Source organism: Lentibacillus cibarius, assembly GCF_005887555.1.
Classification (GTDB): Bacteria; Bacillota; Bacilli; order Bacillales; family Amphibacillaceae; genus Lentibacillus; species Lentibacillus cibarius.
In genome coordinates, this window is sequence record NZ_VCIA01000001.1 from 3,173,481 (window position 1) to 3,195,982 (window position 22,502).

Below are 22,502 nucleotides of genomic sequence, written 5' to 3' on the forward strand. Positions count from 1 at the left end.
AAACACGCTTTAAGGATTAGGGTTTTTGTCACTATATATTTCGGGTTCGTAAACCCAAAAGATTATACATTATACCTGAGTAACATAAATGCTCATACATTTTTAACTTAAGCAATTTATCAAAAATATTGTTTTGGAGTATTGGAAAGAAGCTGGATTATTAAAACCATCTGTTGCACGTACTTCTAAAATCACTTCCATACACGGTTCTGAATTAAAGCGTCATTTAGTTGATTTACATAACAATGGTCTTGAAAGCGTATTAGATATGTGTAAAAGATTATTTTAGAAAGCACTTATTAGCTCTACAAACGGAACAGATTGTTGAATTAGCTGGGGGTGAAGCGTTGAAAAGGCTTTTAACAGTGGCATTATCTGTTGTTTTATTTGCAACAGTATATTCTTGGATTTCTTATGTGCCTATGTCTCAGCGTGAACCTAATGTTTATTATTTTGGTTTTTTTGAAACGTTTATTCTTGTCATTATTTATGCTGGCCCCCTTTATTTTCTTGTAGGATTACCTCTTTCTATCCTTATAGACAAGTCGATTGAAAAATTTAACAGAAAGTCGAAGTTGACAAGATATTTTATTGGATTAGGTTTATATTCACTCGCCGGAGCGGTTGTAGGGCTTGTTTTTCTTATTATAGGAAGTCAAAACCTATATCGATTGGATGTTATTTCATTTTCAATATATGGATTTGTAGCATCTAATTTTTACTTTCATTTATCATTGTTAATAGCAAAGATAAAAAAATAAGTTAAAGTAAAAGCAATATTTCAACCAACGGAAGTAGGGATAGCAAAGATGAAGGAAAGTGAATCGGATGATTGCTTTGTGGCCAATAATGCTGAGGAGTTGCTTTCTGCGTTAAAGAACAAAGCACCTTATATATTAATTACCAAGTATTATAGAAAAGAATTTCAGCAAAATACAGAATTGCCAATGCCGGAAGAAAATTTCTTCTCAGGGACGCGTGTAGCAGCAGGAGTTGGAGGTAGTCCTGTTTTTCTTTTAATGAACCTATTCAGTAAAAAGGATAAACAACAAAGAAAGATAGATAGTAAAATTCAAAAATACATACTTAAAGAACACGGAGAGGATCTTCTTTTGTATTTACGTCAATTGGACTATTGAAGCAATTGGGTATAAATGGAATAAAGGTTGTACTAGAATACGAAGGGCGTAAAAGCGGAATAAAGCGTAATTTGTTACTTTCAATCGGACATGGGGATAGGCTTACTCCTCCGGTTTTGAGAAGGATAACCGGAATAAGGGCCTGTCCTCATGTCCCTTTATCAAGTCAATTTTTCGTATTAGGTGCACCAGGTGGCTGATAAAAAGGCGGAACTTTAAGCCAACCTTTTTTCTGCATCAATTCCTTTGCTTTAAAAGCTAAGGATAGTTTTTCTGTCTGAAATTTAAGAAACATGAGACCAACATCGGTACGTAGGCTTTGACTCGCGGAAGCCGCACACATATCCGATGCCACAACAAAGTTGATCAAAAGGGTGTTGGCCAGTTCATTATCTGTAAACCCAGCCCCGATGGGTACGGCATTGGGATCCGAATTGGGCTTATCCTCCGGCGCAGTGGGTAACCTTACTCCTTCCTTTCGCATAAACTCTGTTAATTGTTTTTTATGGGATCTGGCAGTGGCTAATGCGTCTTGGTATAACTCGATTACGCCAGGATCTGTCGTGGTGTTGAGTCCTACTTCTTCATAGATAATAATATTGTTTACGAAAGAAAGGTATGTCCAGCACGCCATAACTTCACCAACATGTAACGGGTTTTTCTGATTATCTGTTAAAGACTGTATAACATTTGAAGCAGTCTCAAATAGCTGCGAAATCTTTTGCATATTATTTCTCCTCCATAAAAGTCATATTCCTCCCAAGAGTATTGACCGTTATGAAGAAAGTATGCGAGGCATGAGGATAGGCTACTGTCCCACTTTCAAATCCGTCAAACAGAGAAAAGGGGGCCTGTTCCCATTGATCTGACTGTTATATTTCTACCTGAATTATTTTCCACTCGATTTAATGAATGTCACTAGCTAATTAGCGACAAATACCTGTATTTTAACTGAGTCGAATAATTTATAGAGTGCTTGGAATCCTATAGGTCATAAGTAAATTGTGACTAACGGGCGTCGTACGAAGCAAGTGGAAAACGTGCGAAAGCCATACTGGTAGCGGTATTGAATCGAACGACTGCACCATGCTAAACAATTAAAAGTAGCACTTCGAAAGGGGCAGACAAAATGGATACAAACAAACATGGGTCTGATAAAGATAAACAGCTTGAATCACAAATCGGCGAACATCAGCAGCATTCAAAACTAAACGTCTCTGAATTAAGTGACTTATGGGCCAATTATATTGGTGATTCCATGTTTTCCTGTATTTTCGAACATTTCTTGGAGGTCGTCCAGGATGAGGAAATAAAAGAGATTTTGTTATTTGACCAGGGAATTTCTAAGCGGCATGTCAATACGATTGCCGACTTGTTCACGAAAGAAGGAATCCCTGTTCCTGCCGCGTTTGGAACATCCGATGTGTATAAGGGCGCACCACGGCTATTTGAGGATACCTTTATGTTATTTTATGTACGGGAAATGGCAATCGGCGCATATGGGCAATATACACGCGCAATGGCCACCTCTATTCGGCAAGATGTTATTGATTTCTACCGGCAAGGCGTACAGGAGTTAAATGAAGTCTATGAACGGACAACCCATTTAATGTTGGAAAAAGGACTAATGATCAAATCACCAAATATACCTTATCCTAAACACGTGGAATTTGTTGACAACAAGTCGTTTAATAATTTTTTTACGGGCAAAAACCGCCCATTAGCAGGACTCGAAATCAAACATTTAGTTTTAAATATTTCCACGAATGTGTTGGGGAAAGCGTTAATGATGGGATTTGCTCAAACGGCTTCTTCACAAAAACTACGGAACTTTTTCAAAAAAGGCTGGGAACTTTCGGAAAAACAAATTAAACAGTTTGGTAACTTGTTAATCAGTGATAACATCCCGACACCAAGACTGATGGATCCGCATGTAACGGATTCTAAGGTCCCTCCATTCAGTGATAAACTGATGATGTATCACGTGCTTTTAGCGAATCAATTAGGCTTGGAAAACATAGGAACAGCAATGGCCAGAACGCTAAGACACGATATCCATGCCAAATATGCTAAGTTTATCGGTGAAATAGGGTTATATACTAATAAAGCACAGGAAATGATGATTGAACACGGCTGGCTAGAGGAACCCCCGCTGACGACAGACAGAAAGAAGGCAGTGAAGAACCCATTGTAACAGTATGATAACAAATGAAGCGTTCTGAATTGCCTGCACAGGCGCTCAGGAATGTTAGGGTGGGGATTGCATGCTTACGGCTGATCTCCACTTTTCATTTTTAATTTAAGCCATCCTTGTAGTATTACGTTTGTTCGAATACATAAAAAAATAGTTCGATTATAGGGGAATCAAGATGCATGTAATCATTCTTTTTTTCGCGCTAGCAATCGCTTGGTATTCAGTTAATTGGCGTCGTTTTTATGAATACCAAGCAACGATATTGTATATGGCTACCATGAACTTATTATATTATTTTTTAACGACGGATTATCGCTTGTGGACGTTACAATCGAATTTGGGACTACCGTCTGCAGTGATCGACCTGCTTTATACGTTTGTTTTATTTCCGTGTACGGTCTTGATCTTCTTATCCCACTACCCGCAGCAGCTCGGAAAACAAATTATCCATACGGGAAAATGGGTTATCATTTATTTTGTATTTGAATGGGTTGGCTATCTGTTCGGTGCTATTTACTATGATCATGGCTGGTCACTAGGTTGGTCAGGTTTATTTCTGGTGGTGATGTTTCCGATGCTGCGAATGCATTACAAACGGCCTATACTGGCATACGGATTATCTGTTATCGTCACTATCTTCTTGCTTTATTGGTTTAAGGTACCATGGCTAGCGTCCAATGCATTGGCTGAGGAGATGTTAACATGGAATTAATTCTTCTATGGTTATTTTTGATAACCGGAATCATATTATTTATCCGATCCTCAAAAAAACACCCTTTTCAAGAATGGTTGATATGTTATTTGCTGGCTCTCATGTTGCGGTGTTTCTGGGCCAGTTGGTGGTCAATTATGAGCTGCTGTACTACCCTGTCAAGCTGTTTCCCGAATTCGAGTCAAGTATCCTTTATGAATATTTGCTGCTGCCGATTATGTCCGTCTATTATTATTATCAGACTTCCAGCAGCAACAGTACTATATTTCGAATGTTATGGGTAGCGCTGTTCATTAGTGGTATTTTAACCGTTTTTGAAGTGGTGCTGGAAAAAAACACGAACCTTATTCAATATATCTACTGGCATGGGTATTATTCACTGATCAGCATTTTTCTCTTTCTGCTAGCTATCCGTTTTTTGATTGTACAAATCATGAAAATGGGAGAGAAAAAAAGGGAAGCAGAGGAAAAATTGTGAAAAAGCATAGGGCTTTTTTTTGCACCGCGGGGACAGGCGAACATACCGGATAGAACCAGGATAGCAGTCAACATCAACGGAATACGGAAGCGCATCAACGGAATAGCAGCCAACATCACCGGAAAACGAAGGCACATCGACGGAATAGCAGCCAACATCGACGGAAAACGAAGGCGCATCAACGGAATAGCAGCCAACATCGACGGAAAACGAAGGCGCATCAACGGAATAGCAGTCAACATCAACGGAAAACGAAGGCGCATCAACGGAATAGCAGTCAACATCAACGGAATATGGAAGCGCATCACCGGAATAGCAGCCAACATCACCGGAATAGCAGCCAACATCACCGGAAAACGAAGGCACATCACCGGAATAGCAGCCAACATCGACGGAAAACGGAGGCGCATCACCGGAATAGCAGCCAACATCAACGGAATACGGAAGCGCATCACCGGAATAGCAGCCAACATCACCGGAAAACGAAGGCACATCGACGGAATAGCAGCCAACATCGACGGAAAACGAAGGCACATCACCGGAATAGCAGCCAACATCAACGGAATATGGAAGCGCATCACCGGAATAGCAGTCGACATCAACGGAAAACGAAGGCACATCGACGGAATAGCAGTCAACATCAACGGAAAACGAAGGCACATCGACGGAATAGCAGCCAACATCAACGGAAAACGAAGGCACATCACCGGAATAGCAGTCGACATCAACGGAAAAGATGAACCGCGGGGACAGGTTCATTGGTCCAACTGGTTTTTTCTGCTTAGGAAAGGGACGTCATTGAAAAAAATGGAGAACCGATGGGCCTGCCCTTCATGGTTTGGATGCACCGCGGGGACAGGTTCGTTGGGCCAACTGATTTTTTTCTGCTTGGAAAGGGACACAATTGGAAAAAAATGAAAAATCGATGGACCTGCCTCTATGGTTTATGTGGGTTGCGGTTAATAGCATTTTGCAATTTATATATTGCAAAATGCTATTAACCAGCATATAATATTTATAAACCATATGACTGGAGGAAACCGAGATGTTTTTCCGCAAAAACCATATAAAGGACGAACGGATTGCGAATATCCGCAATAAAATTTATAAAGAGATGTACATTTTGGTGATAATCATTTGCTTGATTTCTGTAGCCATCAAGTTTTATCAAAACGGGTTCCACCTTGAGGAAGTGTACACGGAATGGTTTATTTTTATAATCACAAGTATTTATTTCTCCTACCGTTCGGCAAATCTAGGAATCTATTCGGATGAGGTGGAGCTGCATGATCGAGCGAGCGGCATGTCCAGGGAGAAGAAAAATCTTATCATTGGTATCATCATTGGAATCGTGTTTTCGGGATTCCTTGGTTTGAATAGTGCCATATCATACACCGATGGGATTGCGGATGGATTTTTTACATTTTTCCTTGTCTTTTTTACATGTATCGTTATTTATGTACCTATGCTTAGCATCATGATGATTATTAGTCATGCGATGATGAAGAGGAAAAGTGATAAAGCCGCAGCCCGACAACTGAAGGATTTGCATGAAGACGACGGTGATTCTGATGAAAAACATTAAGCTAAAAATGGCCAGGGCAGAGCATGACTTATCACAAGAGGAGCTGGCGAAACGTGTTGGTGTATCCCGACAAACCATCGGGCTGATCGAACTGGGGAAGTATAACCCAACACTTAGCCTATGCAAAGCTATCTGTAAAGCATTGTCCAAAACACTAGATGAACTATTTTGGGAGTAATGGACCGCGGGGACAGGTTCGTTGGGCCAAGTGATTTTTTCTGCTTGGGAAAGGGATGTCATTGGAAAAAAATGGAGAACCGGTGGACCTGTCCCCATGGACCACCCCCATGGACCACCTCCCTCTGGACCACCCATGGACCACCCCAATTTTACTGAGTAGGTTTACGAAATAGTTTTTCCCAATTGTGTGCTGCTGGCATTGGTTTATGAAACAGAAATCCTTGTATATCGTCAATTGACCGATGGCGCAACTGCAGAAGCTGCTGCTGGGTTTCAACGCCTTCTGCTATGACACGCATATTTAATTCGTGTCCCAGATTAATAATCGATTTCATGATAGACCGGCTGTTATCATTCGTGTCAACATCCTTCACAAAAACCCGATCTATTTTCAAGGTGTCCGCCGGGAAATGCTTCAAATACTGAAATGAAGAATACCCGGTTCCAAAGTCATCAATAGCGACTTTAACGCCCATATGCCGGATTCGTTCTACTTGCCGGGCAGATAAATCGGTATCCTGCATCACCATTGTTTCGGTAATTTCTATTTCTAATAATGTTGGATCCAGTTGTGTGTCCGCCAACACATCAGCTATTTTATTCGGAAGATTTTTTTGCATGAATTGCTGGGTAGAGATGTTGACGGAAACTTTCACTGGCTCATAACCCTTTTGTTGCCATTGGACATTTTGCCAGCAAGCTGTTCGGAGCACCCATTCGTCAATTTCTGTAATTAAACCGGATTCTTCAGCTATCGGTATAAAATCACCGGGAGAGATGATACCATATTCCGGATGTTCCCAGCGCACTAATGCTTCGACTGCATTTATCTGCCCGGTGTCAGCATTAACCTGGGGTTGATAACAAAGGACAAGCTGTTCCCCGGCGATCGCGTTGTGCAGCATGTTCTCCAGTTGCAGATGTTCGAAATGAGATGCATGTAATTCCGCCTTCGATGTTGCATAATTGTTTCTTCCTGCTTTTTTTGCCCGGTACATGGCTGAATCTGCCTGTGTCAATAGCGTTTCAAAATTATCACCGTCGTGTGGGTGGAAGCTGATACCGATACTTACTGTTACATGCAACTCGTTTTCATGCAGGGTAAACGGTCTGGAAAATGCAGCAATAATGTCCTTGGCTGTTTCGATGGCAGCTTGTTCATCATCGAGGAACGGGAGCATACATACAAACTCATCCCCGCCTAAACGGGCAATTAAGTCTGGCCGATGCAAACAAGAGCGCAATCGTTCGGCAGCATTTTTCAACAATAAATCACCACACGAATGGCCGAATGTGTCATTGATTAACTTGAAACGATCTAAATCAATGAATAATAGTGCCCCGATATGATAGGTGTTTCGATTCTCACCAAAGATTGCATGAAACGTTTTTTCAAATGAAATGCGGTTCGATAACTTTGTCAAGGGGTCATCATAGGCGAGAAAATGAACTTCTTTTCGTTTCTCCAAAGGGTCATTTGCTTGTGTCAATGTTATGGAATAATACAGATTTTCCGGTGAGGATGTGTGAAACGCCTCCACCGTCAGCCAGTACGACGACAGTTCCCCTTCCTGCCGGTTGAACCATATTTTCCCTTCCCATGAACCTGTTTCCTGAAGTGCTAATTGGATGTCCTGCTTTTTTGTATCATCAATTAAAGCCAAACTTGAAAATTGATGAAAATCGAATGTTTCATTTTGTATATTCGTAATCGTGTAAAAAGCCGTGTTAGCCATGATGATATCCCCATTATGATTGATCATGGCCAGCCCTTGTTTGGATTGATGAAAACTGTCGTATACCAACTGATGGATGTCATGTACACCAGGAAATGGCAACGTAACCACCTCTTTTCATTGTGTGACAAGGATAGCACGAAAAAGTGGTGTAAAAATTGATTTACATCAAATTTTTTACAGGTTTGTTCGTGGTACGATTATATACAATGTTGAAAGGAGGCTGGACAATGGATTTATTCACATTTAATGATATGACAAAAATAAACCGGACGGAGCTCGGAGATGAGGTGCCGCTCGAACTTTTCCGAGCAATCCGTTTAATCGGCATGTACCAAGGGTTGCCAATGGAGGGGAAAACAACAACCTTGACAGTCGGCAGGAAGATAGGTCGAAGTATACCAGCAGATACCGTCGAACAGTTTTTGGATATGTTCAAGGCATTAAAGATCGGTGCGATGACCCTGCTGGAACAAACAGATTCTTATATGCTGTTTAGGGTGTACGATTGCTTTTGCAGCGGCCTTCCCGTTAAAGGAAAAAAAGTTTGTGATCTGGAAGGAGCCATCTTGGAAGGAGCATTAAAAAGAATTCTTAATAACAACAATCTTTCTGTTTACGAATCGAAATGCAATATAAACGGGGACGACTACTGCGAGTATACCGTCCGAAAGTACAATAATATTGATGACTAGCTAAAGTGGACCGCGGGGACAAAGTGGACCGCGGGGACAGGTTCATTGGTCCAACTGGTCTTTTTGTTAGGATAGGGACGTCATTGGAAAAAAGTGGTGAACCAGTAGACCTGTCCCCATGGTTCCAGGACTATCAACGGATTAGCAGCGAACATCACCGGATGAGACAGGACTATCAACGGATTAGCGGTGCACATCAGCGGAAGGGAGCCGGATATCAACGGATTAGCAGTTAATACCAACTTTTTTGGCTAATTGCTGCTGTGTTAGCTCCATCTCCACACAGGCTACCTTTACCTTGTTTTTCACCTGTCTGAACCTCCTTACTATTAATGTTACATATTGTTTGGCGGGTATATGGGATACAGGTTTGCGACGTGAATCCGGATCAATCAGTGTACAGGCGGGTAGAACAGCGGAACTGTCTCGTGAGCCGAACTGGTGCAAAGGACTCACGTTTGGTGGTGGTTTTTTCTGTATACTGTTGTGGGGAAGGAGGCACGACCATGAAGGGAACATCACACGCACTGATTGGTGGAGCAGCAGGTTTCGGGGTGGCGGTTTATTTGGGCACGACCCCTGTAGATAGTTTCACTCTAATGAGTGCAGGAATGATTGCAGGGCTATGTCCTGATCTTGATACAAGCGGGCGATTGTCCCGCCGTATTACCATCCCGGCTGAACCGTTTAAATTATTAATGGGATTTGTAGCGGTATGGCTAATATACTACTCATTCGTGAAAGGGTCCGGTGTGGAACAGGTGACCGGAATTGGTGTTGGCGTGTTGTTGCTTGTGTTTTCTAGAAAGTTATCACCAAAATGGATGCTAACGGTTACGGGCGCGGGAATCATCGTGCTGGGAGGAGCGATGGACGTACTATGGCTGCTTTTGGTAGGTGGCTATGTGCTGCTAGCGTCGTTATTCCCGCATCGCTCCTACACGCACTCGCTGCCAGGACTTATTTTTTTCGGTTATATCAGTTATTTGTTTGCAGCCGATGTGCAGGTGGAAGGGATGTTCTATGCTTGTGTGATAGGATATGTATCCCATTTGGCAGCCGATTCACGGGTTATCCCAGGCAATAAACAAGGCGTAAAACTATTCGCCCCTGTTAGTAGATTGGAAGTGTAAGTGGAGTGCGTAAACCGCGGAGACAGGCTAATTGAACCAGTGAACCTGTCCCCGTGGACCACCGAACCAGTGAACCTGTCCCCATGGTTCGGTCTTGCGTTCGTTTCTTTTTTTATGTATACTGTGTATATAACGTATACACGGTAACTCGGATGGGTGAGGGGGTGTTCGAATGTGCTGATACATATTTCGCAGACGAGTTCGACGCCGATGTATGAGCAGGTGATTGGGGAAATCCAGCGGTTGATTGCGATGGGGCATATGGAACCGGGGGAGATGCTTCCGTCGATTCGTGAGCTGTCCAAACAATTGATGACGAGCGGGATTACCATTCGGCGTGCATATCAGGAACTGGAACAGACCGGGTTTATTTATACGCGAAAAGGCAAAGGCAGTTATGTGGCCAAACTAAGTGACGAAAGGCTGGCACAATGGAAGATGGAACAAGTGCGGGGACCATTGTCGGAATCGGTTTTGCAAGCGAAAAAGCTGCATCTGAAAGAAGAACAATTCCACGATTTGATCAGACATATGTGGCAAGAAGTGGATGAAGAAAAGCAGGAGGGAGAAGACAATGAATCATAACGGTGAACAGCCCTTATTGGATGTGCGCAACCTAACTAAAACGTATTCGGATTTTCAGTTAAAGGATGTGAATCTGGTTCTTCCCGCTGGCACGATTATGGGTTTTCTTGGCAGGAATGGTGCGGGGAAAAGTACGACCATGAAAGCGATTATGGATTTGATTAAGCGGGACGAAGGGGATATTCATATTCTTGGTATGCCGATGCCGGAAGAAGAGGTGGCCGTGAAAGAGCAAGTCGGCTACGTCGGGGATACGCCATTGTTGAATAACGCTTGGACGATGGAGAGGACATTGCAATTTGCCCGTCAGTTTTACCCAAATTGGAACGAGGAAGCGGTTGAACGACATTTGGAACGCTTCGGGATTGCTAAGGACAAAAAAATAAGCGAGTTATCTAAAGGGATGAAAGTAAAAGCATCACTCGTCCTGGCGATGGCACATGAGCCGAGACTGTTGCTTCTGGATGAGCCGACGTCCGGACTTGATCCTGTCGTGCGAACCGAGGTCCTGGAGATGTTATTGGATTTTGTTCAGGATGAAAGCCGCAGTGTGCTTTTTTCTTCGCATATTACGTCCGATGTGGAAAAAATTGCGGATTGGGTGACGGTGCTTGATGATGGGCAGATCGTTTTCAGCGAGGATAAGGAGTCGCTTCTGGATCGGTACCGGCGGATTGTTATTCCGAGTGAAAGCGGTGAACAGGCGAACGAATCGCCATTTTTGTTTCACTGTCAAACAACCGCTGGCGGGTATATTGGCTATACCGACCGTTTTCAGCAATTTCAGCGTTTCGCTAAGGGGAACTGGCACGCCGAACGCCTGACGTTGGAAGAACTGTTCGTATTGTTGACAGGACGGAAGGAGGAGTAACCGGTGAACGTGCTGATTCAACGGGAGATGGAGGGGGAAATAGCATCAGATTGGCAAGAAAGAATCATTTATCATGTCATGTACGGTGTGGTGCTGAACATTTTTATGTGGCTACTCGGTCCACGGGTGTTAGATCTGTTCAGCATAGGGGCGATGGATCAGTTTGTTTCTGTCATGGTGGTCCTGGTGGTTTCGTCTACACTTAATGAAAAATTAAAAAACGACAGCATCAACCGGCAAATGAGCTTTTTACAAACGCTGCCTGTCTCTAAAAGCCAGCTAGTCCATGCCAAATTTCTGCATATGCTATTGCTGTGGTGTATGGCATTTGTTTGGCTTTCATCGGTTATTTCTGTGAATTTGCTTTTGAATGGAGGGTGGACGTTTGATTTGTGGACCCATGTTTGGGGGTTCACGTCAGCCCTTTTATTTATCCAATCAATGGTTCTGCTGTGTTATTTTTCAAAAGGATATCAGGTGGCTCAAGCAGTCTTCTATTTGTCTGCTTTAGCATGGGCAGCAATATTTATTCCGCTGGGGTTGACACTAGAGGAGACGGGACTCTCGAAAGGTGGGCTTTGGGGAATCGCGTTAATGGCAGCTTTTATCATATATGTTATCAGCTGGTTGATGGCTATTCGGAAGGTGAATGCAAAGGGGATTCCGGAAGAAAGCTGGGATTACCTTGCCACAGATGATGTTTCGTAATGGTATTCCAGCGAAAGAAAGGAGGTCCATTTGATGGGAGCGTTAATTCGGAGAGAACTGGATGGCATGGTTACGGTTAGTTTTAAAAATAGCTTTCAAACATATTTCGTTTTAGGCCTTGTACTTATTCTGCTTATGTGGATATTGGGCCCAAATGTCACAGGATTATTTAATACGGATATGATAAGTCTGTTATTATTTATTACTGGTTTTTTATCGGCTACGGTAAACATGTTGTCCTTATTAGAGAATGATGATGCTAATAATGCGTGTTCATGAAGGAGGATAAAAAGGACCGAGGATTTCGAGGCGGCGCAGCTTTGAGTAGCGGAATGTATGCAATTTAATACATGAGCAACGGAAAAGCAAGCCAACGAAGAAATTTGATGTGTCATTTTTACCGGACTTTTTGAACAACCTCTAATCGGCAACTATCCTTTTTGCAAACACTGCCGGTGCGTAAAACAAACATTGTTCATGCAAAATTCCTAAGCAATCTTTTATTGTGCGGCTTTATATTCATTTGGACGTCTGTACTTGTGTCGGCAAATTTACTGATGAACGATGTCTGGACAATTGGATCGTGGATGATTGTGTTTCCTTTCTTAGCTGTCCTAATGTTATTGGTGAGTGGAAATCTTCTATGGTATTACTTTCAGGGGAGTTTGCATAATGGATGGATTAATTATGCCCTGGTCATTGGCGGTACAATGATTCTGCTTTACTTAGGTTTTCATAAGCCGTCGGGACAATCGCAAACCTTTTTATATTCGTTGTCACTCAGCCTGTCTGTTCTGGTTTATTTTGTTAACTGGGTAGCTGTGATCATAAAGGTGCATAAAAAAGGGTTTGCAAAAGAAGTGCCTAATCCTGAACGGGAAAAAACAAACAAACGCATAGAGGAATTGAAAAGGCGTCATGCCGAGCATCAGTCTAAAAAGAATCAACAAGGAAATGAACCATGAGGCATTGGAAAGGAGGTCCTAGCTGATGGGAGCATTAATGAAACGAGAGCTCGACAGCATGCACCTGGCTTCGCAATATCAAAATAAACTTAAGGCATTTATAGCAGTGTATGGCATTTTGGGCGTTGGGGTTCCGGTTTTCTTCTGGGTGTTCGGTCCAGGCGTTGTCGGTCTTATGAGTGGAGACATGGTGAATACATCGATTTTAGTTATTGGTTTAATTCACAGCTCGCAAGCGATCTCGCTGCATTTATTCAGGGAAGACGCCCATCGACAGTTAACATTCTTACAGATATTGCCGGTGAAAAAAACAGCTATTGTACATGCCAAATTCACAAGTGTACTGTTACTAAGCGTATTTGTTATTGGTTGGATGTTTATGGTTGCAGGTGCCAACACACTACTGAGTGACATTACAGTGAGTGATTTTTGGCTTGCAGTGGGATTCTTTTGTTCGCTGATTATTTCTACTGAGGCCGTCGTGCTTCTGACATATTTTACGCGAGGCGCTGACAGAGTAAACGTCATGTACTGGGTTTCCTTTGCTGGTTGGGCAGTTCTGTTCGTCTTGTCAGGTCTCTTCATGAAAAGTCTGGGGAAAGAACCGGATAGTTTCGTTTTTATCATTTATATATTGGTTGCCCTCTTCGTGTATCTCTTTTGCTGGTCATTGGCGGTACGAAGGGTGAACAAACGGGGATTCCCACAAGAAACCGGCTATAAGGCAAATCAAATACAAACCATTGACACAAGAGGAAAAGGGGATTGACATGAGGGCAGGTGCGATTTTCCGTTTTGTTAAAGAAGAATGGTACAGTCAGCGGCGTATGCTGTTATGGTACATGGTATGGACGCTGCTGCTTGATATAGCGCTGCTGATTTGCAGTCAGCTGGAATGGGTGCTGCAGCAGGTTCGCCAGTCCGCACTCAGTTTCGGGCAATTTTCGTTAAGCGTATTTGCTATTCTATTTATACCATATGCCATCAGTTGGGTGATCCTTGTTTATAAGGTGGATAAGGAGAAGCGGACAGGATTTTACACGTTTGTGCATACATTGCCGATCACTATAAAGGAAGTGGTTACGGCAAAATATATTTCCGTATTCCTGATGAATGGATTAATGTTCGGCTGGCTTAGTATGTTGTGGCGCCTATATGAAGTTAGTGTAAGGGATGCAGCATCATTGCAAGCGTGGACAGGGTTATGTATGGTTGGTTTCTTGATTGCTTTTGGTATGTCAGCTATTCAATTGGGGATCTTCTTTCATTGGGGCGGTACTAGTCTTGCTTTACTATTGGTGCTCATTGTTGGGAACCAATTGGATGTTGCCGACCAATTAGCTGACCAGACAATGGCGTGGATGGCAGGGACGCCGCTCTTGACGTGGGGAGTCACCCTTTTGATAGTCGGTTGTATCTGGAGCCTATGTTGGCGCTGGTCGCTAAAGGCCTACCGAAAATACGAATGAGACACCAGTCATAACGTATTGCTGGCCCGCAACTCGAGCGACAGACAATCCAACTCGAGCGAGAACCGCCCGAACTCGAGCACGTGCGGGCTAGTCTATTGGAAAAATATGGTACACCGATGAACCTGTCCCCATGGTCCCTGCAGTGCACACCAAAAAGAGGAGACAACACGTTATCTCCCCTTAACCCGCAAGCTATAATTTTTGCTTAAACGCTTCTAATTTATCTAATGTTTCAAGCGACAACGTACGTAAATTGGTTTTATTCACCTTGTCCTTTTTAGCCGTGGCAATTAGTGGATACAGACTTTCTTCAATATTTTTATAGTCTTCGGGGTGGGACGCTTCTACTTTCTTTTCGATGCTATCCCAATTTTTCTCAATTGCTTCTCCAAGCTCATTGATTTCATCCGTATTGTCTGTTCTTTCTTCTGTTAGTTTCTGTAATTCCTTCACTTTGGCGATGATACCACTAACGCCTTCCTGTATGTCTACATTACCCGGGTTCTCAGATTGCAGTTCATTGCTCTTGTCAGTGGTCGCATCTTGCTCAGCGTTGTTTGTAAATCCTGTTAAAACCGCACCCAGCAAGAGAAAAGCCCCTAAATAAAGAATAAGCTTCCGCATGGTCATTTCCTCCTTCGCTTCTACTTATTCCTACATTTCCCATGAATGGCTCATTTATACAAAGGCTTTTATCGTGGTGCGGTTCCTTACCGCGTCCCGGATTCTGTCCGAGCACTTAATGGTAAAAAATGGTGGCCCGATGAACCTGTCCCCATGGTTCAGTATCCTTGTGATTGCAGGTGGCGTTGTCTGATGCCTTTTCGTGCGACTAGGACGAGAAAGATGGCGACGAGTCCTTCTGCAGCTGGTAGTGCGAGCCAGATGCCTGTTGTGCCAAACAAGGCTGGCAATATGATGAGTGCTGCAATTAGGAGAATGAAGCCGCGAAATAGGGTGATGCCAATCGAGGGCCCGATATAAGCAATCGATTGGTAATAGGTCATATAGATAAAATTAATCCCCATAAATAGGTAGCCGATAAAAAACAACTTAATTCCTTTTATGGCCAGCTGGCGTATGGCTTCTGTTTCCACGCCGAAAATCGATACGAGGTAACCGGCACCGAAATAGCCGATAGCGAGAAAAGCGATTCCCAGCGCCAGTCCGGTAATTTCAGACACCTTGACCGTATCTTTGATGGACTCGTATTTCTTTGCACCAAAATAAAAACTGATCATTGGCTGAATAGAAGAGCCCATTCCGATAAAGGCCAAAAACATAAACGTGTGCAAATAATTGATGACGGAAAATGCCGCCAGACCGGTTGTGCCAGCATAGTAGGATAGCGCGATATTGTATCCCATGACAAAGATGCCTGTTCCTGCTTCAGCCAGGAAATTAGGGAAGCCCAGTTTACCAATTGTAACGATGTCTCTTTTTTCCCATGTTGGACGCATGAACTTTAAGCCACTATTTGCTTTGAAAAAATGAATGGAATAAACAAGGAGACCGGCAACCGTTGCTAACACCGATGCTAGCGCAGCGCCTGTTACTTCCATTCTCAATATAAAAATCATCCAGTAATTCAGGACAATATTGAGTAAGGCGGTTACTACAAGCCCCGCCATGGCAATGTTCGGGCCACCGTCGTTACGGACGAAGATGCTGAGACAGTTTTCCCAGGCGAGGACAGGCGCCCATAAAAAAATAATTTCCATATAATCCATGGCATACGGCAACGTTTCTTCATTGGCACCGAACAAACGGGCGAGCGGTTCTGCAGCTAAATAGCCGGTGATGCCGATTATTGTGATCACGATGGTTACGAGCACCAAGGCAAGGGTGAAAATCCGCTTTGCTTTCTCTGTATCATGTGCACCGGTCGCGATGGAATATAGTGTACCCCCGCCAATGCCAATCAGAAGCGAGATGGATATGACGACGGACCAGACAGGCACAGCAACATTGACACTGGCAAGCGCCACAGAGCCAACACCGTTCCCGACAAAAATGCCATCAATAACAATGTTGACAGACATGAGCATCATACCAACAAGCGTAGGAAGGAAATATTGAAAGAAACTTTTCGTGACAGACTGAGACAGCAGTTTTTGTTCAGCTAAGCCCATCATCCACCTCCTAACTTCATTTGTTATAATCATTTTACAAGTTAGGTAGGTAAAAAGCTATTGTGAGGAATTGTTCTGCTGTGTCTGTTTTATTCCAAGCAAAAAGGGAATAATACCAAAGGGAGATGATGATATGGAAATAGAGAAACATAACTGGCCGGAAAAATACGATATCAACAAACTCGTTACTATTCAGAATGATATTGACAAAATTATTAATGAAACAAAAACATCGGTACGCCGCAATGACCGATACGCCGACCCAGGTGACAGCCTCATGTTAGACGGACATAAGGTTGTTGTCGAACACGTCTACCCACAAAAACTTGGAGAAATCACCGAAGAAAATGCTCAGCAGGAAGGCTATAAAAGCTTGGAAGCATACAAAAATGGTATTACCAATATTCACGGAGAAGACGTATGGGACCCGGAACAGGTAGTCTGGGTGCACGAATTAAAGGTCGTTGGGTAAATGCGTTGATATTTCAGCGTTGATCAAAAACCACTGTTAAGAAATACGTCTAGGTGGCTGACTGTTTAATAATTTGCAGTAGCTCATGCGGATATTCTGACATATCAGAGGAATACTATATACGGATTTCTTCAATTACGAATAGAATGGAGGAGACCGTAGATGGCACAACAGAATCTGCATGAGCAGTTACAGCAAGCAAGTAAACAGATACATGATGCACAGGAATCCGCCCGCATGGGACAGGGTTCAGATCCGCAACTGATCGAGCAAGCTGAACAGCAGCTCCAGCAAGCAGAAAAACAGCTACAGCAAGCGCAAAATCAGGCGGGAAGAGAAGCAACCGAAAATCCGCAGTTTCAGCAGGCGTACGAACAGCTGCATGACACAAGGCAGCAAGTACAGGAAGCACAGCAAAATAATAATGATATTTTGTAAATAGTATCAAGCCCATACTTCTTAGGTATGGGCTTGATTTTTTTAAGTGTACAGAATGAGGCAATACAATATTCATGGCAAAGATTAGCCACGTCCACGTCCGGCTCCAGCGCCTTTATTCATAGTCATTGGCTGCAAAATCATTTATAATGAAACAAGTTGTACATGGTGATGGCAAGCCATGCAGTAAGAGATACTTTGTAGAGGTGATTCGATGGGGAATTGGTTTCCGCGTTGGTATGATACGCTGATGAAACCGTTAGAACACAAAAGATTTAGGGCAATCCGATCACAACTCGTTCAACAAGCAACGGGAAAAGTGTTGGAAATAGGTTCCGGGACAGGTGCTAATTTTCCTTATTATAGAAATGCCGTTTCGGTGGATGCTATCGAGCCAAATCCAATCATGCGGGAAAAATCGTATACAAATTGGGCGCAGTCAACCGCACCTATTCACGTATGGTCAGCATCCGCCGAGCAGTTGCCGTTCGAGGATGATACATTCGAATCGGTGGTAGCGACGCTCGTATTTTGTTCTATTCCCGATCCGGTGAAAGCACTTGACGAAATACAACGTGTCGCCAAACCCGGGGCAGCTGTATTGTTGTTTGAGCATGTCCGGGTGGATCAGACAATTATGGAACCAATACTAGACATGGCGACCCCGGTGTGGAAACGTCTGTGTGACGGCTGCCACCTTAATCGAGATACCCTTTTAGCAGTAAAACAGTCAGGCATCACCGTTGAAAGCGTTGAACGCTATTATAAAGGTATTTTTATAACCATAACCGGCAAAACGCAAGCATAGAACGCACAGAAGTAAATGATTTACATATTTCATAAAAATATGGGTGACCTTATTATAAAAACTCGGCATTCTCTATAAGACGAATGCCCGAGTTTTTTAATGACAGGAATTACGATGCACCGATGAACCTGTCCCCGCGGTCCACGGTTGACATGATTCTTTATCAAATTTAAAATATGAACATATGCTAATATATACACTTATTATAAATTAAGCTTGGTATTAAAAATATACTGGGGGGAATTTTAATGGAAGAAGGTCACGAAGATCAGGAAACTAAGTTAGATACGGATTTGGACGAAGAAACGTTATTTGTAGTATCGCAAACTTTTAAAGCGTTAGGGGATCCGACTAGAATTCGTATTTTGCATTTATTGTTTCACGATGAGTACTCGGTCAATCAAATTGCGGAAACCTTGCATCTCCGCCAGTCCACCGTGTCACACCAGCTCCGGTTTTTAAAGAATTTACGACTGGTGAAAAATCGACGTGATGGGACAACGCTATATTATTCGCATGATGATGAACACGTGATGAATTTGCTGAAACAGGCAATCGATCATGCGAATCACAGTTGATTATTGTAGAAGGAGGGATGGCAATTGGGACACAATCACGGTCATGACCATACACATGGTGCAAATAAAAAGACATTATTGATCAGTTTTATCATTATTACGGCGTACATGATTGTCGAAGCGATCGGCGGGTTTGTAACCAATAGCCTGGCTTTATTATCGGACGCCGGACACATGTTAAGTGACGCCATCTCACTCGGGGTAGGATTCTTTGCTTTTGTGGTGGGAGAAAAAGTAGCTAACTATAGTAAGACGTATGGGTATAAACGGTTTGAAATTTTAGCTGCAGTTTTTAATGGCGTCGTGCTTATAGCTATTTCACTATATATTTTTTATGAAGCATATAAGCGTTTTACAAATCCACCCGAAGTTGCATCTACGGGTATGTTAGTTATTGCTATTATTGGACTCGTTGTAAACATAGTAGTGGCAGTCATCATGATGCGCGGTGGTGATACTGAGGAAAATCTTAACTTACGAGCGGCATTTCTGCATGTACTTGGCGATTTGCTTGGTTCCGTCGGCGCTATTATTGCTGCATTATTGATTATGTTCTTCGGCTTGGGATGGGCTGATCCATTGGCAAGTGTCATCGTTGCAGTACTTGTATTGATTAGTGGATGGCGCGTCACGAAAGATGCTGTCCATGTATTAATGGAAGGCACCCCGAAAAATGTGGAGCTAGATGATATTGTGCAAACCATTGAATCCCTGCCGGAAATTGTTGATATTCACGACCTTCATGTATGGAGCATCACAAGTGGAGAAAATGCACTTTCTTGTCATGCGGTCGTTGATGGAAACATGTCGATTAATAAAAGCCAGCAGCTACTGCAAACGATTGAACACGAACTGGAACACAAGGGGATTGGCCATGTGACGATTCAGATGGAAAGCAAGTCACACCCACATGAAGATTCCGTTCTATGTCAAAATGAAAATAAGAATGAATCCCATAGCCATACCCATGATCATTAGTAATTGTCGCGTGCATTGATTAGAAGAACTAGTCAATGCACGTTTTTTCGTGTGAAGATTACTCGTGGAGTAAATTGTAAAAAATACAGTCATCATGCAGTGTTCATGAAGAAAACGGAAAATAATTCATTGACTCGTGAAAGCTATCTTACTACTAGTGGACTTCGAGGATTACAAAACTGTTAAAATTGGAGATGCTAATATAAAGATGAAACGAGAAAAATAAAACAAATAAAACAAAACGATTCTGGCAGTGCTATTACGTAATAACCCAGCATTGATGAAAAGAAATGGTGGTTAGGCTGACGAGTCGCCGCAAAGCAAATGTACTGTAATCAAGTGAACACTAGAATTTATAGGTTTCTTTCCCTATATAAGATACATAACGGATTGGGGGTTATGATGTTTTAATCATAGAATTTCCGGGAATGACTATAATTAGAATCCTCAACATGAATCTCGAGCAGATGCACAAACAAGGATTATTATCAGGAATTCATTTCCATATGGTAAATGTTAATGGTAAATGTTAAAAACATGATTGACTTTTACACCTGTGGCATGTATTATGAATCTTGCTGCTTCAAAAAAAGCACTTCAAAACAGTTAATGAATTGCTTTTGAGCAGATATGATTATTGACAGCAGGAAACAAATTCTGTTGTGATTGCAGTCGAGCTTAGATAAAACAATATAGAAAAACTATTGACTCTGATTGCAATAAATGATATATTAATAAAGTCACTTTTACGACAGAGAAAACAAATTAAAAATAACTATTGACTTCGAGATAGTTATTTGATAAAATGTAAAAGTTGACTTAAAAATAATTCGCTCTTTGAAAACTGAACAAAACAGCCAGTATGACAAAAGATGTCAGAGGTAAGAAGTCGGCAGTCGGATTGTTTTATCCGAATGAAGACTTCAATCCCTGGAATCAATTTTAAAGCTAAGACATGAAGACTGATTGGTGTCAGTCTTATCACAAACTTTTTTGAGAGTTTGATCTTGGCTCAGGACGAACGCTGGCGGCGTGCCTAATACATGCAAGTCGAGCGCGGGAAGCAGGCAATTGCCCTTCGGGGCATGCGCCTGTGGAACGAGCGGCGGACGGGTGAGTAACACGTGGGCAACCTACCTATAAGATCGGGATAACTCGCGGAAACGTGAGCTAATACCGGATGATGCTTTTTCTCGCATGGGAGAAAGCTGAAAGGCGGCTTTTAGCTGCCACTTACAGATGGGCCCGCGGCGCATTAGTTAGTTGGTGGGGTAAAGGCTCACCAAGGCGACGATGCGTAGCCGACCTGAGAGGGTGATCGGCCACACTGGGACTGAGACACGGCCCAGACTCCTACGGGAGGCAGCAGTAGGGAATCTTCCGCAATGGACGAAAGTCTGACGGAGCAACGCCGCGTGAGTGATGAAGGTCTTCGGATCGTAAAACTCTGTTGTCAGGGAAGAACAAGCATTGTTCGAATAGGGCGATGCCTTGACGGTACCTGACCAGAAAGCCCCGGCTAACTACGTGCCAGCAGCCGCGGTAATACGTAGGGGGCAAGCGTTGTCCGGAATTATTGGGCGTAAAGCGCGCGCAGGCGGTCTTTTAAGTCTGATGTGAAATCTCGTGGCTTAACCGCGAGCGGTCATTGGAAACTGGGAGGCTTGAGTGCAGAAGAGGAGAGTGGAATTCCACGTGTAGCGGTGAAATGCGTAGAGATGTGGAGGAACACCAGTGGCGAAGGCGACTCTCTGGTCTGTAACTGACGCTGAGGCGCGAAAGCGTGGGTAGCGAACAGGATTAGATACCCTGGTAGTCCACGCCGTAAACGTTGAGTGCTAGGTGTTAGGGGGTTTCCGCCCCTTTGTGCTGAAGTTAACGCATTAAGCACTCCGCCTGGGGAGTACGGCCGCAAGGCTGAAACTCAAAAGAATTGACGGGGGCCCGCACAAGCGGTGGAGCATGTGGTTTAATTCGAAGCAACGCGAAGAACCTTACCAGGTCTTGACATCCTCTGACAGCGGTAGAGATACCGTGTTCCCTTCGGGGACAGAGTGACAGGTGGTGCATGGTTGTCGTCAGCTCGTGTCGTGAGATGTTGGGTTAAGTCCCGTAACGAGCGCAACCCTTGATCTTAGTTGCCAGCATTCAGTTGGGCACTCTAAGGTGACTGCCGGTGACAAACCGGAGGAAGGCGGGGATGACGTCAAATCATCATGCCCCTTATGACCTGGGCTACACACGTGCTACAATGGATGGAACAAAGGGAAGCGAATCCGTGAGGTGAAGCAAATCCCATAAAACCATTCTCAGTTCGGATTGCAGGCTGCAACTCGCCTGTATGAAGCCGGAATCGCTAGTAATCGCGGATCAGCATGCCGCGGTGAATACGTTCCCGGGCCTTGTACACACCGCCCGTCACACCACGAGAGTTGGCAACACCCGAAGTCGGTGAGGTAACCGTTTGGAGCCAGCCGCCGAAGGTGGGGCCAATGATTGGGGTGAAGTCGTAACAAGGTAGCCGTATCGGAAGGTGCGGCTGGATCACCTCCTTTCTAAGGAATATAATAAACGGAAGCTTCTTGTCATCGATATACTATCGGTAGGCATTGAAGTTAAATTATAAAAGTCATACTCGGTTGT

The 22,502-nt window shown here is 43.3% G+C and carries 27 protein-coding genes and 1 rRNA gene; 23 read left to right on the forward strand and 5 right to left on the reverse strand.

Translation table 11 applies throughout. The annotated features are described in order from the left end of the window. Positions 1 to 347: 347 nt before the first annotated feature. Together FFL34_RS15545 and FFL34_RS15550 are read left to right on the forward strand one after the other, a co-directional pair. Entirely contained in the window at positions 348 to 761 is a 414-nt protein-coding gene (locus FFL34_RS15545; protein ID WP_138604239.1) for a hypothetical protein, read from the forward strand. 48 nt (positions 762 to 809) lie between these two features. Next, positions 810 to 1,139: a hypothetical protein gene (locus FFL34_RS15550; RefSeq protein ID WP_138604240.1), complete on the forward strand. Its 330-nt coding sequence runs from the start codon at positions 810 to 812 to the stop codon at positions 1,137 to 1,139. A 166-nt stretch (positions 1,140 to 1,305) separates the two neighbouring features. Here FFL34_RS15550 and FFL34_RS15555 read toward each other — a convergent pair whose 3' ends face one another. Then, positions 1,306 to 1,866, reverse strand: a complete 561-nt coding sequence (locus FFL34_RS15555) for a DUF3231 family protein (RefSeq protein ID WP_138604241.1) — start codon at positions 1,864 to 1,866, stop codon at positions 1,306 to 1,308. A 402-nt stretch (positions 1,867 to 2,268) separates the two neighbouring features. On the opposite strand from FFL34_RS15555, the gene FFL34_RS15560 reads away from it, so the two are divergent. From FFL34_RS15560 to FFL34_RS19075, 3 genes are all read left to right on the forward strand, one after another. Beyond that, positions 2,269 to 3,333, forward strand: a complete 1,065-nt coding sequence (locus FFL34_RS15560; RefSeq protein WP_138604242.1) for a DUF3231 family protein — start codon at positions 2,269 to 2,271, stop codon at positions 3,331 to 3,333. A 175-nt stretch (positions 3,334 to 3,508) separates the two neighbouring features. Further along, positions 3,509 to 4,045 carry a CBO0543 family protein gene (locus FFL34_RS15565; RefSeq protein WP_138604243.1) on the forward strand — a complete coding sequence of 179 codons (537 nt, stop codon included), beginning with the start codon at positions 3,509 to 3,511 and terminating at the stop codon, positions 4,043 to 4,045. A gap of 82 nt (positions 4,046 to 4,127) precedes the next feature. Further along, positions 4,128 to 4,523 carry a CBO0543 family protein gene (locus tag FFL34_RS19075; RefSeq protein WP_411712881.1) on the forward strand — a complete coding sequence of 132 codons (396 nt, stop codon included), beginning with the start codon at positions 4,128 to 4,130 and terminating at the stop codon, positions 4,521 to 4,523. On the opposite strand, the gene FFL34_RS15570 is transcribed toward FFL34_RS19075, so the two are convergent. Beyond that, entirely contained in the window at positions 4,418 to 5,248 is an 831-nt protein-coding gene (locus FFL34_RS15570; protein ID WP_138604244.1) for a hypothetical protein, read from the reverse strand. The two genes, FFL34_RS19075 and FFL34_RS15570, sit on opposite strands and share 106 nt — an antisense overlap. A gap of 320 nt (positions 5,249 to 5,568) precedes the next feature. Between FFL34_RS15570 and FFL34_RS15575 the strand changes: the two genes are divergently transcribed. Together FFL34_RS15575 and FFL34_RS15580 are read left to right on the forward strand one after the other, a co-directional pair. Beyond that, a complete protein-coding gene (locus FFL34_RS15575; protein WP_138604245.1) occupies positions 5,569 to 6,108 on the forward strand; it encodes a DUF6773 family protein in 540 nt (179 codons plus the stop codon). Further along, positions 6,095 to 6,286 carry a helix-turn-helix transcriptional regulator gene (locus FFL34_RS15580; RefSeq protein ID WP_138604246.1) on the forward strand — a complete coding sequence of 64 codons (192 nt, stop codon included), beginning with the start codon at positions 6,095 to 6,097 and terminating at the stop codon, positions 6,284 to 6,286. Before FFL34_RS15575 ends, FFL34_RS15580 begins: the two co-directional genes overlap by 14 nt. A gap of 151 nt (positions 6,287 to 6,437) precedes the next feature. Here FFL34_RS15580 and FFL34_RS15585 read toward each other — a convergent pair whose 3' ends face one another. Then, complete coding sequence (locus FFL34_RS15585) at positions 6,438 to 8,126, reverse strand: putative bifunctional diguanylate cyclase/phosphodiesterase (RefSeq protein WP_138604247.1); 1,689 nt, start codon at positions 8,124 to 8,126, stop codon at positions 6,438 to 6,440. Between the two features lie 128 nt (positions 8,127 to 8,254). On the opposite strand from FFL34_RS15585, the gene FFL34_RS15590 reads away from it, so the two are divergent. The 10 genes from FFL34_RS15590 to FFL34_RS15630 all read left to right on the forward strand — a co-directional run bounded on the left by FFL34_RS15590 (position 8,255) and on the right by FFL34_RS15630 (position 14,450). Then, positions 8,255 to 8,719: a V4R domain-containing protein gene (locus FFL34_RS15590; RefSeq protein ID WP_138604248.1), complete on the forward strand. Its 465-nt coding sequence runs from the start codon at positions 8,255 to 8,257 to the stop codon at positions 8,717 to 8,719. A gap of 83 nt (positions 8,720 to 8,802) precedes the next feature. Continuing rightward, positions 8,803 to 8,955, forward strand: a complete 153-nt coding sequence (locus FFL34_RS18370) for a hypothetical protein (protein WP_171046409.1) — start codon at positions 8,803 to 8,805, stop codon at positions 8,953 to 8,955. Between the two features lie 270 nt (positions 8,956 to 9,225). Next, entirely contained in the window at positions 9,226 to 9,852 is a 627-nt protein-coding gene (locus FFL34_RS15595; protein WP_171046410.1) for a metal-dependent hydrolase, read from the forward strand. A 174-nt stretch (positions 9,853 to 10,026) separates the two neighbouring features. Beyond that, the gene (locus FFL34_RS15600; protein ID WP_138604250.1) at positions 10,027 to 10,437 is read left to right on the forward strand and encodes a GntR family transcriptional regulator; all 411 of its coding nucleotides are present in this window, start codon (positions 10,027 to 10,029) and stop codon (positions 10,435 to 10,437) included. Then, the gene (locus FFL34_RS15605; RefSeq protein ID WP_171046411.1) at positions 10,427 to 11,308 is read left to right on the forward strand and encodes an ABC transporter ATP-binding protein; all 882 of its coding nucleotides are present in this window, start codon (positions 10,427 to 10,429) and stop codon (positions 11,306 to 11,308) included. The genes FFL34_RS15600 and FFL34_RS15605 overlap by 11 nt, the downstream gene beginning before the upstream one ends. Before the next feature lie 3 nt (positions 11,309 to 11,311). Further along, complete coding sequence (locus FFL34_RS15610) at positions 11,312 to 12,016, forward strand: ABC-2 transporter permease (RefSeq protein WP_138604252.1); 705 nt, start codon at positions 11,312 to 11,314, stop codon at positions 12,014 to 12,016. Positions 12,017 to 12,049: 33 nt separating this feature from the next. After that, entirely contained in the window at positions 12,050 to 12,295 is a 246-nt protein-coding gene (locus FFL34_RS15615) for a hypothetical protein (protein WP_138604253.1), read from the forward strand. Between the two features lie 260 nt (positions 12,296 to 12,555). Beyond that, entirely contained in the window at positions 12,556 to 12,981 is a 426-nt protein-coding gene (locus FFL34_RS15620) for a hypothetical protein (RefSeq protein ID WP_325053283.1), read from the forward strand. Positions 12,982 to 13,006: 25 nt separating this feature from the next. Continuing rightward, positions 13,007 to 13,750 (forward strand): ABC-2 transporter permease, encoded by a 744-nt coding sequence (locus FFL34_RS15625; protein WP_138604255.1) that lies wholly within the window; start codon positions 13,007 to 13,009, stop codon positions 13,748 to 13,750. 1 nt (position 13,751) lies between these two features. After that, entirely contained in the window at positions 13,752 to 14,450 is a 699-nt protein-coding gene (locus tag FFL34_RS15630) for an ABC-2 transporter permease (protein ID WP_138604256.1), read from the forward strand. Between the two features lie 195 nt (positions 14,451 to 14,645). Here FFL34_RS15630 and FFL34_RS15635 read toward each other — a convergent pair whose 3' ends face one another. Further along, a complete protein-coding gene (locus FFL34_RS15635) occupies positions 14,646 to 15,077 on the reverse strand; it encodes a hypothetical protein (protein WP_138604257.1) in 432 nt (143 codons plus the stop codon). Between the two features lie 158 nt (positions 15,078 to 15,235). Beyond that, positions 15,236 to 16,585, reverse strand: a complete 1,350-nt coding sequence (locus FFL34_RS15640) for an MATE family efflux transporter (RefSeq protein ID WP_138604258.1) — start codon at positions 16,583 to 16,585, stop codon at positions 15,236 to 15,238. A gap of 133 nt (positions 16,586 to 16,718) precedes the next feature. Between FFL34_RS15640 and FFL34_RS15645 the strand changes: the two genes are divergently transcribed. The 6 genes from FFL34_RS15645 (at position 16,719) to FFL34_RS15670 (ending at position 22,414) form a co-directional block, all read left to right on the forward strand. Next, positions 16,719 to 17,057, forward strand: a complete 339-nt coding sequence (locus tag FFL34_RS15645; RefSeq protein WP_138604259.1) for an ASCH domain-containing protein — start codon at positions 16,719 to 16,721, stop codon at positions 17,055 to 17,057. A 162-nt stretch (positions 17,058 to 17,219) separates the two neighbouring features. Then, a complete protein-coding gene (locus FFL34_RS15650; RefSeq protein ID WP_138604260.1) occupies positions 17,220 to 17,495 on the forward strand; it encodes a hypothetical protein in 276 nt (91 codons plus the stop codon). 214 nt (positions 17,496 to 17,709) lie between these two features. Continuing rightward, the gene (locus FFL34_RS15655) at positions 17,710 to 18,303 is read left to right on the forward strand and encodes a class I SAM-dependent methyltransferase (RefSeq protein WP_138604261.1); all 594 of its coding nucleotides are present in this window, start codon (positions 17,710 to 17,712) and stop codon (positions 18,301 to 18,303) included. Between the two features lie 248 nt (positions 18,304 to 18,551). Continuing rightward, positions 18,552 to 18,881, forward strand: coding sequence for an ArsR/SmtB family transcription factor (locus FFL34_RS15660; RefSeq protein WP_138604262.1), 330 nt, complete (start codon positions 18,552 to 18,554; stop codon positions 18,879 to 18,881). 24 nt (positions 18,882 to 18,905) lie between these two features. Beyond that, the gene (locus FFL34_RS15665; protein ID WP_138604263.1) at positions 18,906 to 19,859 is read left to right on the forward strand and encodes a cation diffusion facilitator family transporter; all 954 of its coding nucleotides are present in this window, start codon (positions 18,906 to 18,908) and stop codon (positions 19,857 to 19,859) included. A gap of 989 nt (positions 19,860 to 20,848) precedes the next feature. Then, a 16S ribosomal RNA gene (locus FFL34_RS15670) occupies positions 20,849 to 22,414 on the forward strand. Positions 22,415 to 22,502: the final 88 nt, after the last annotated feature.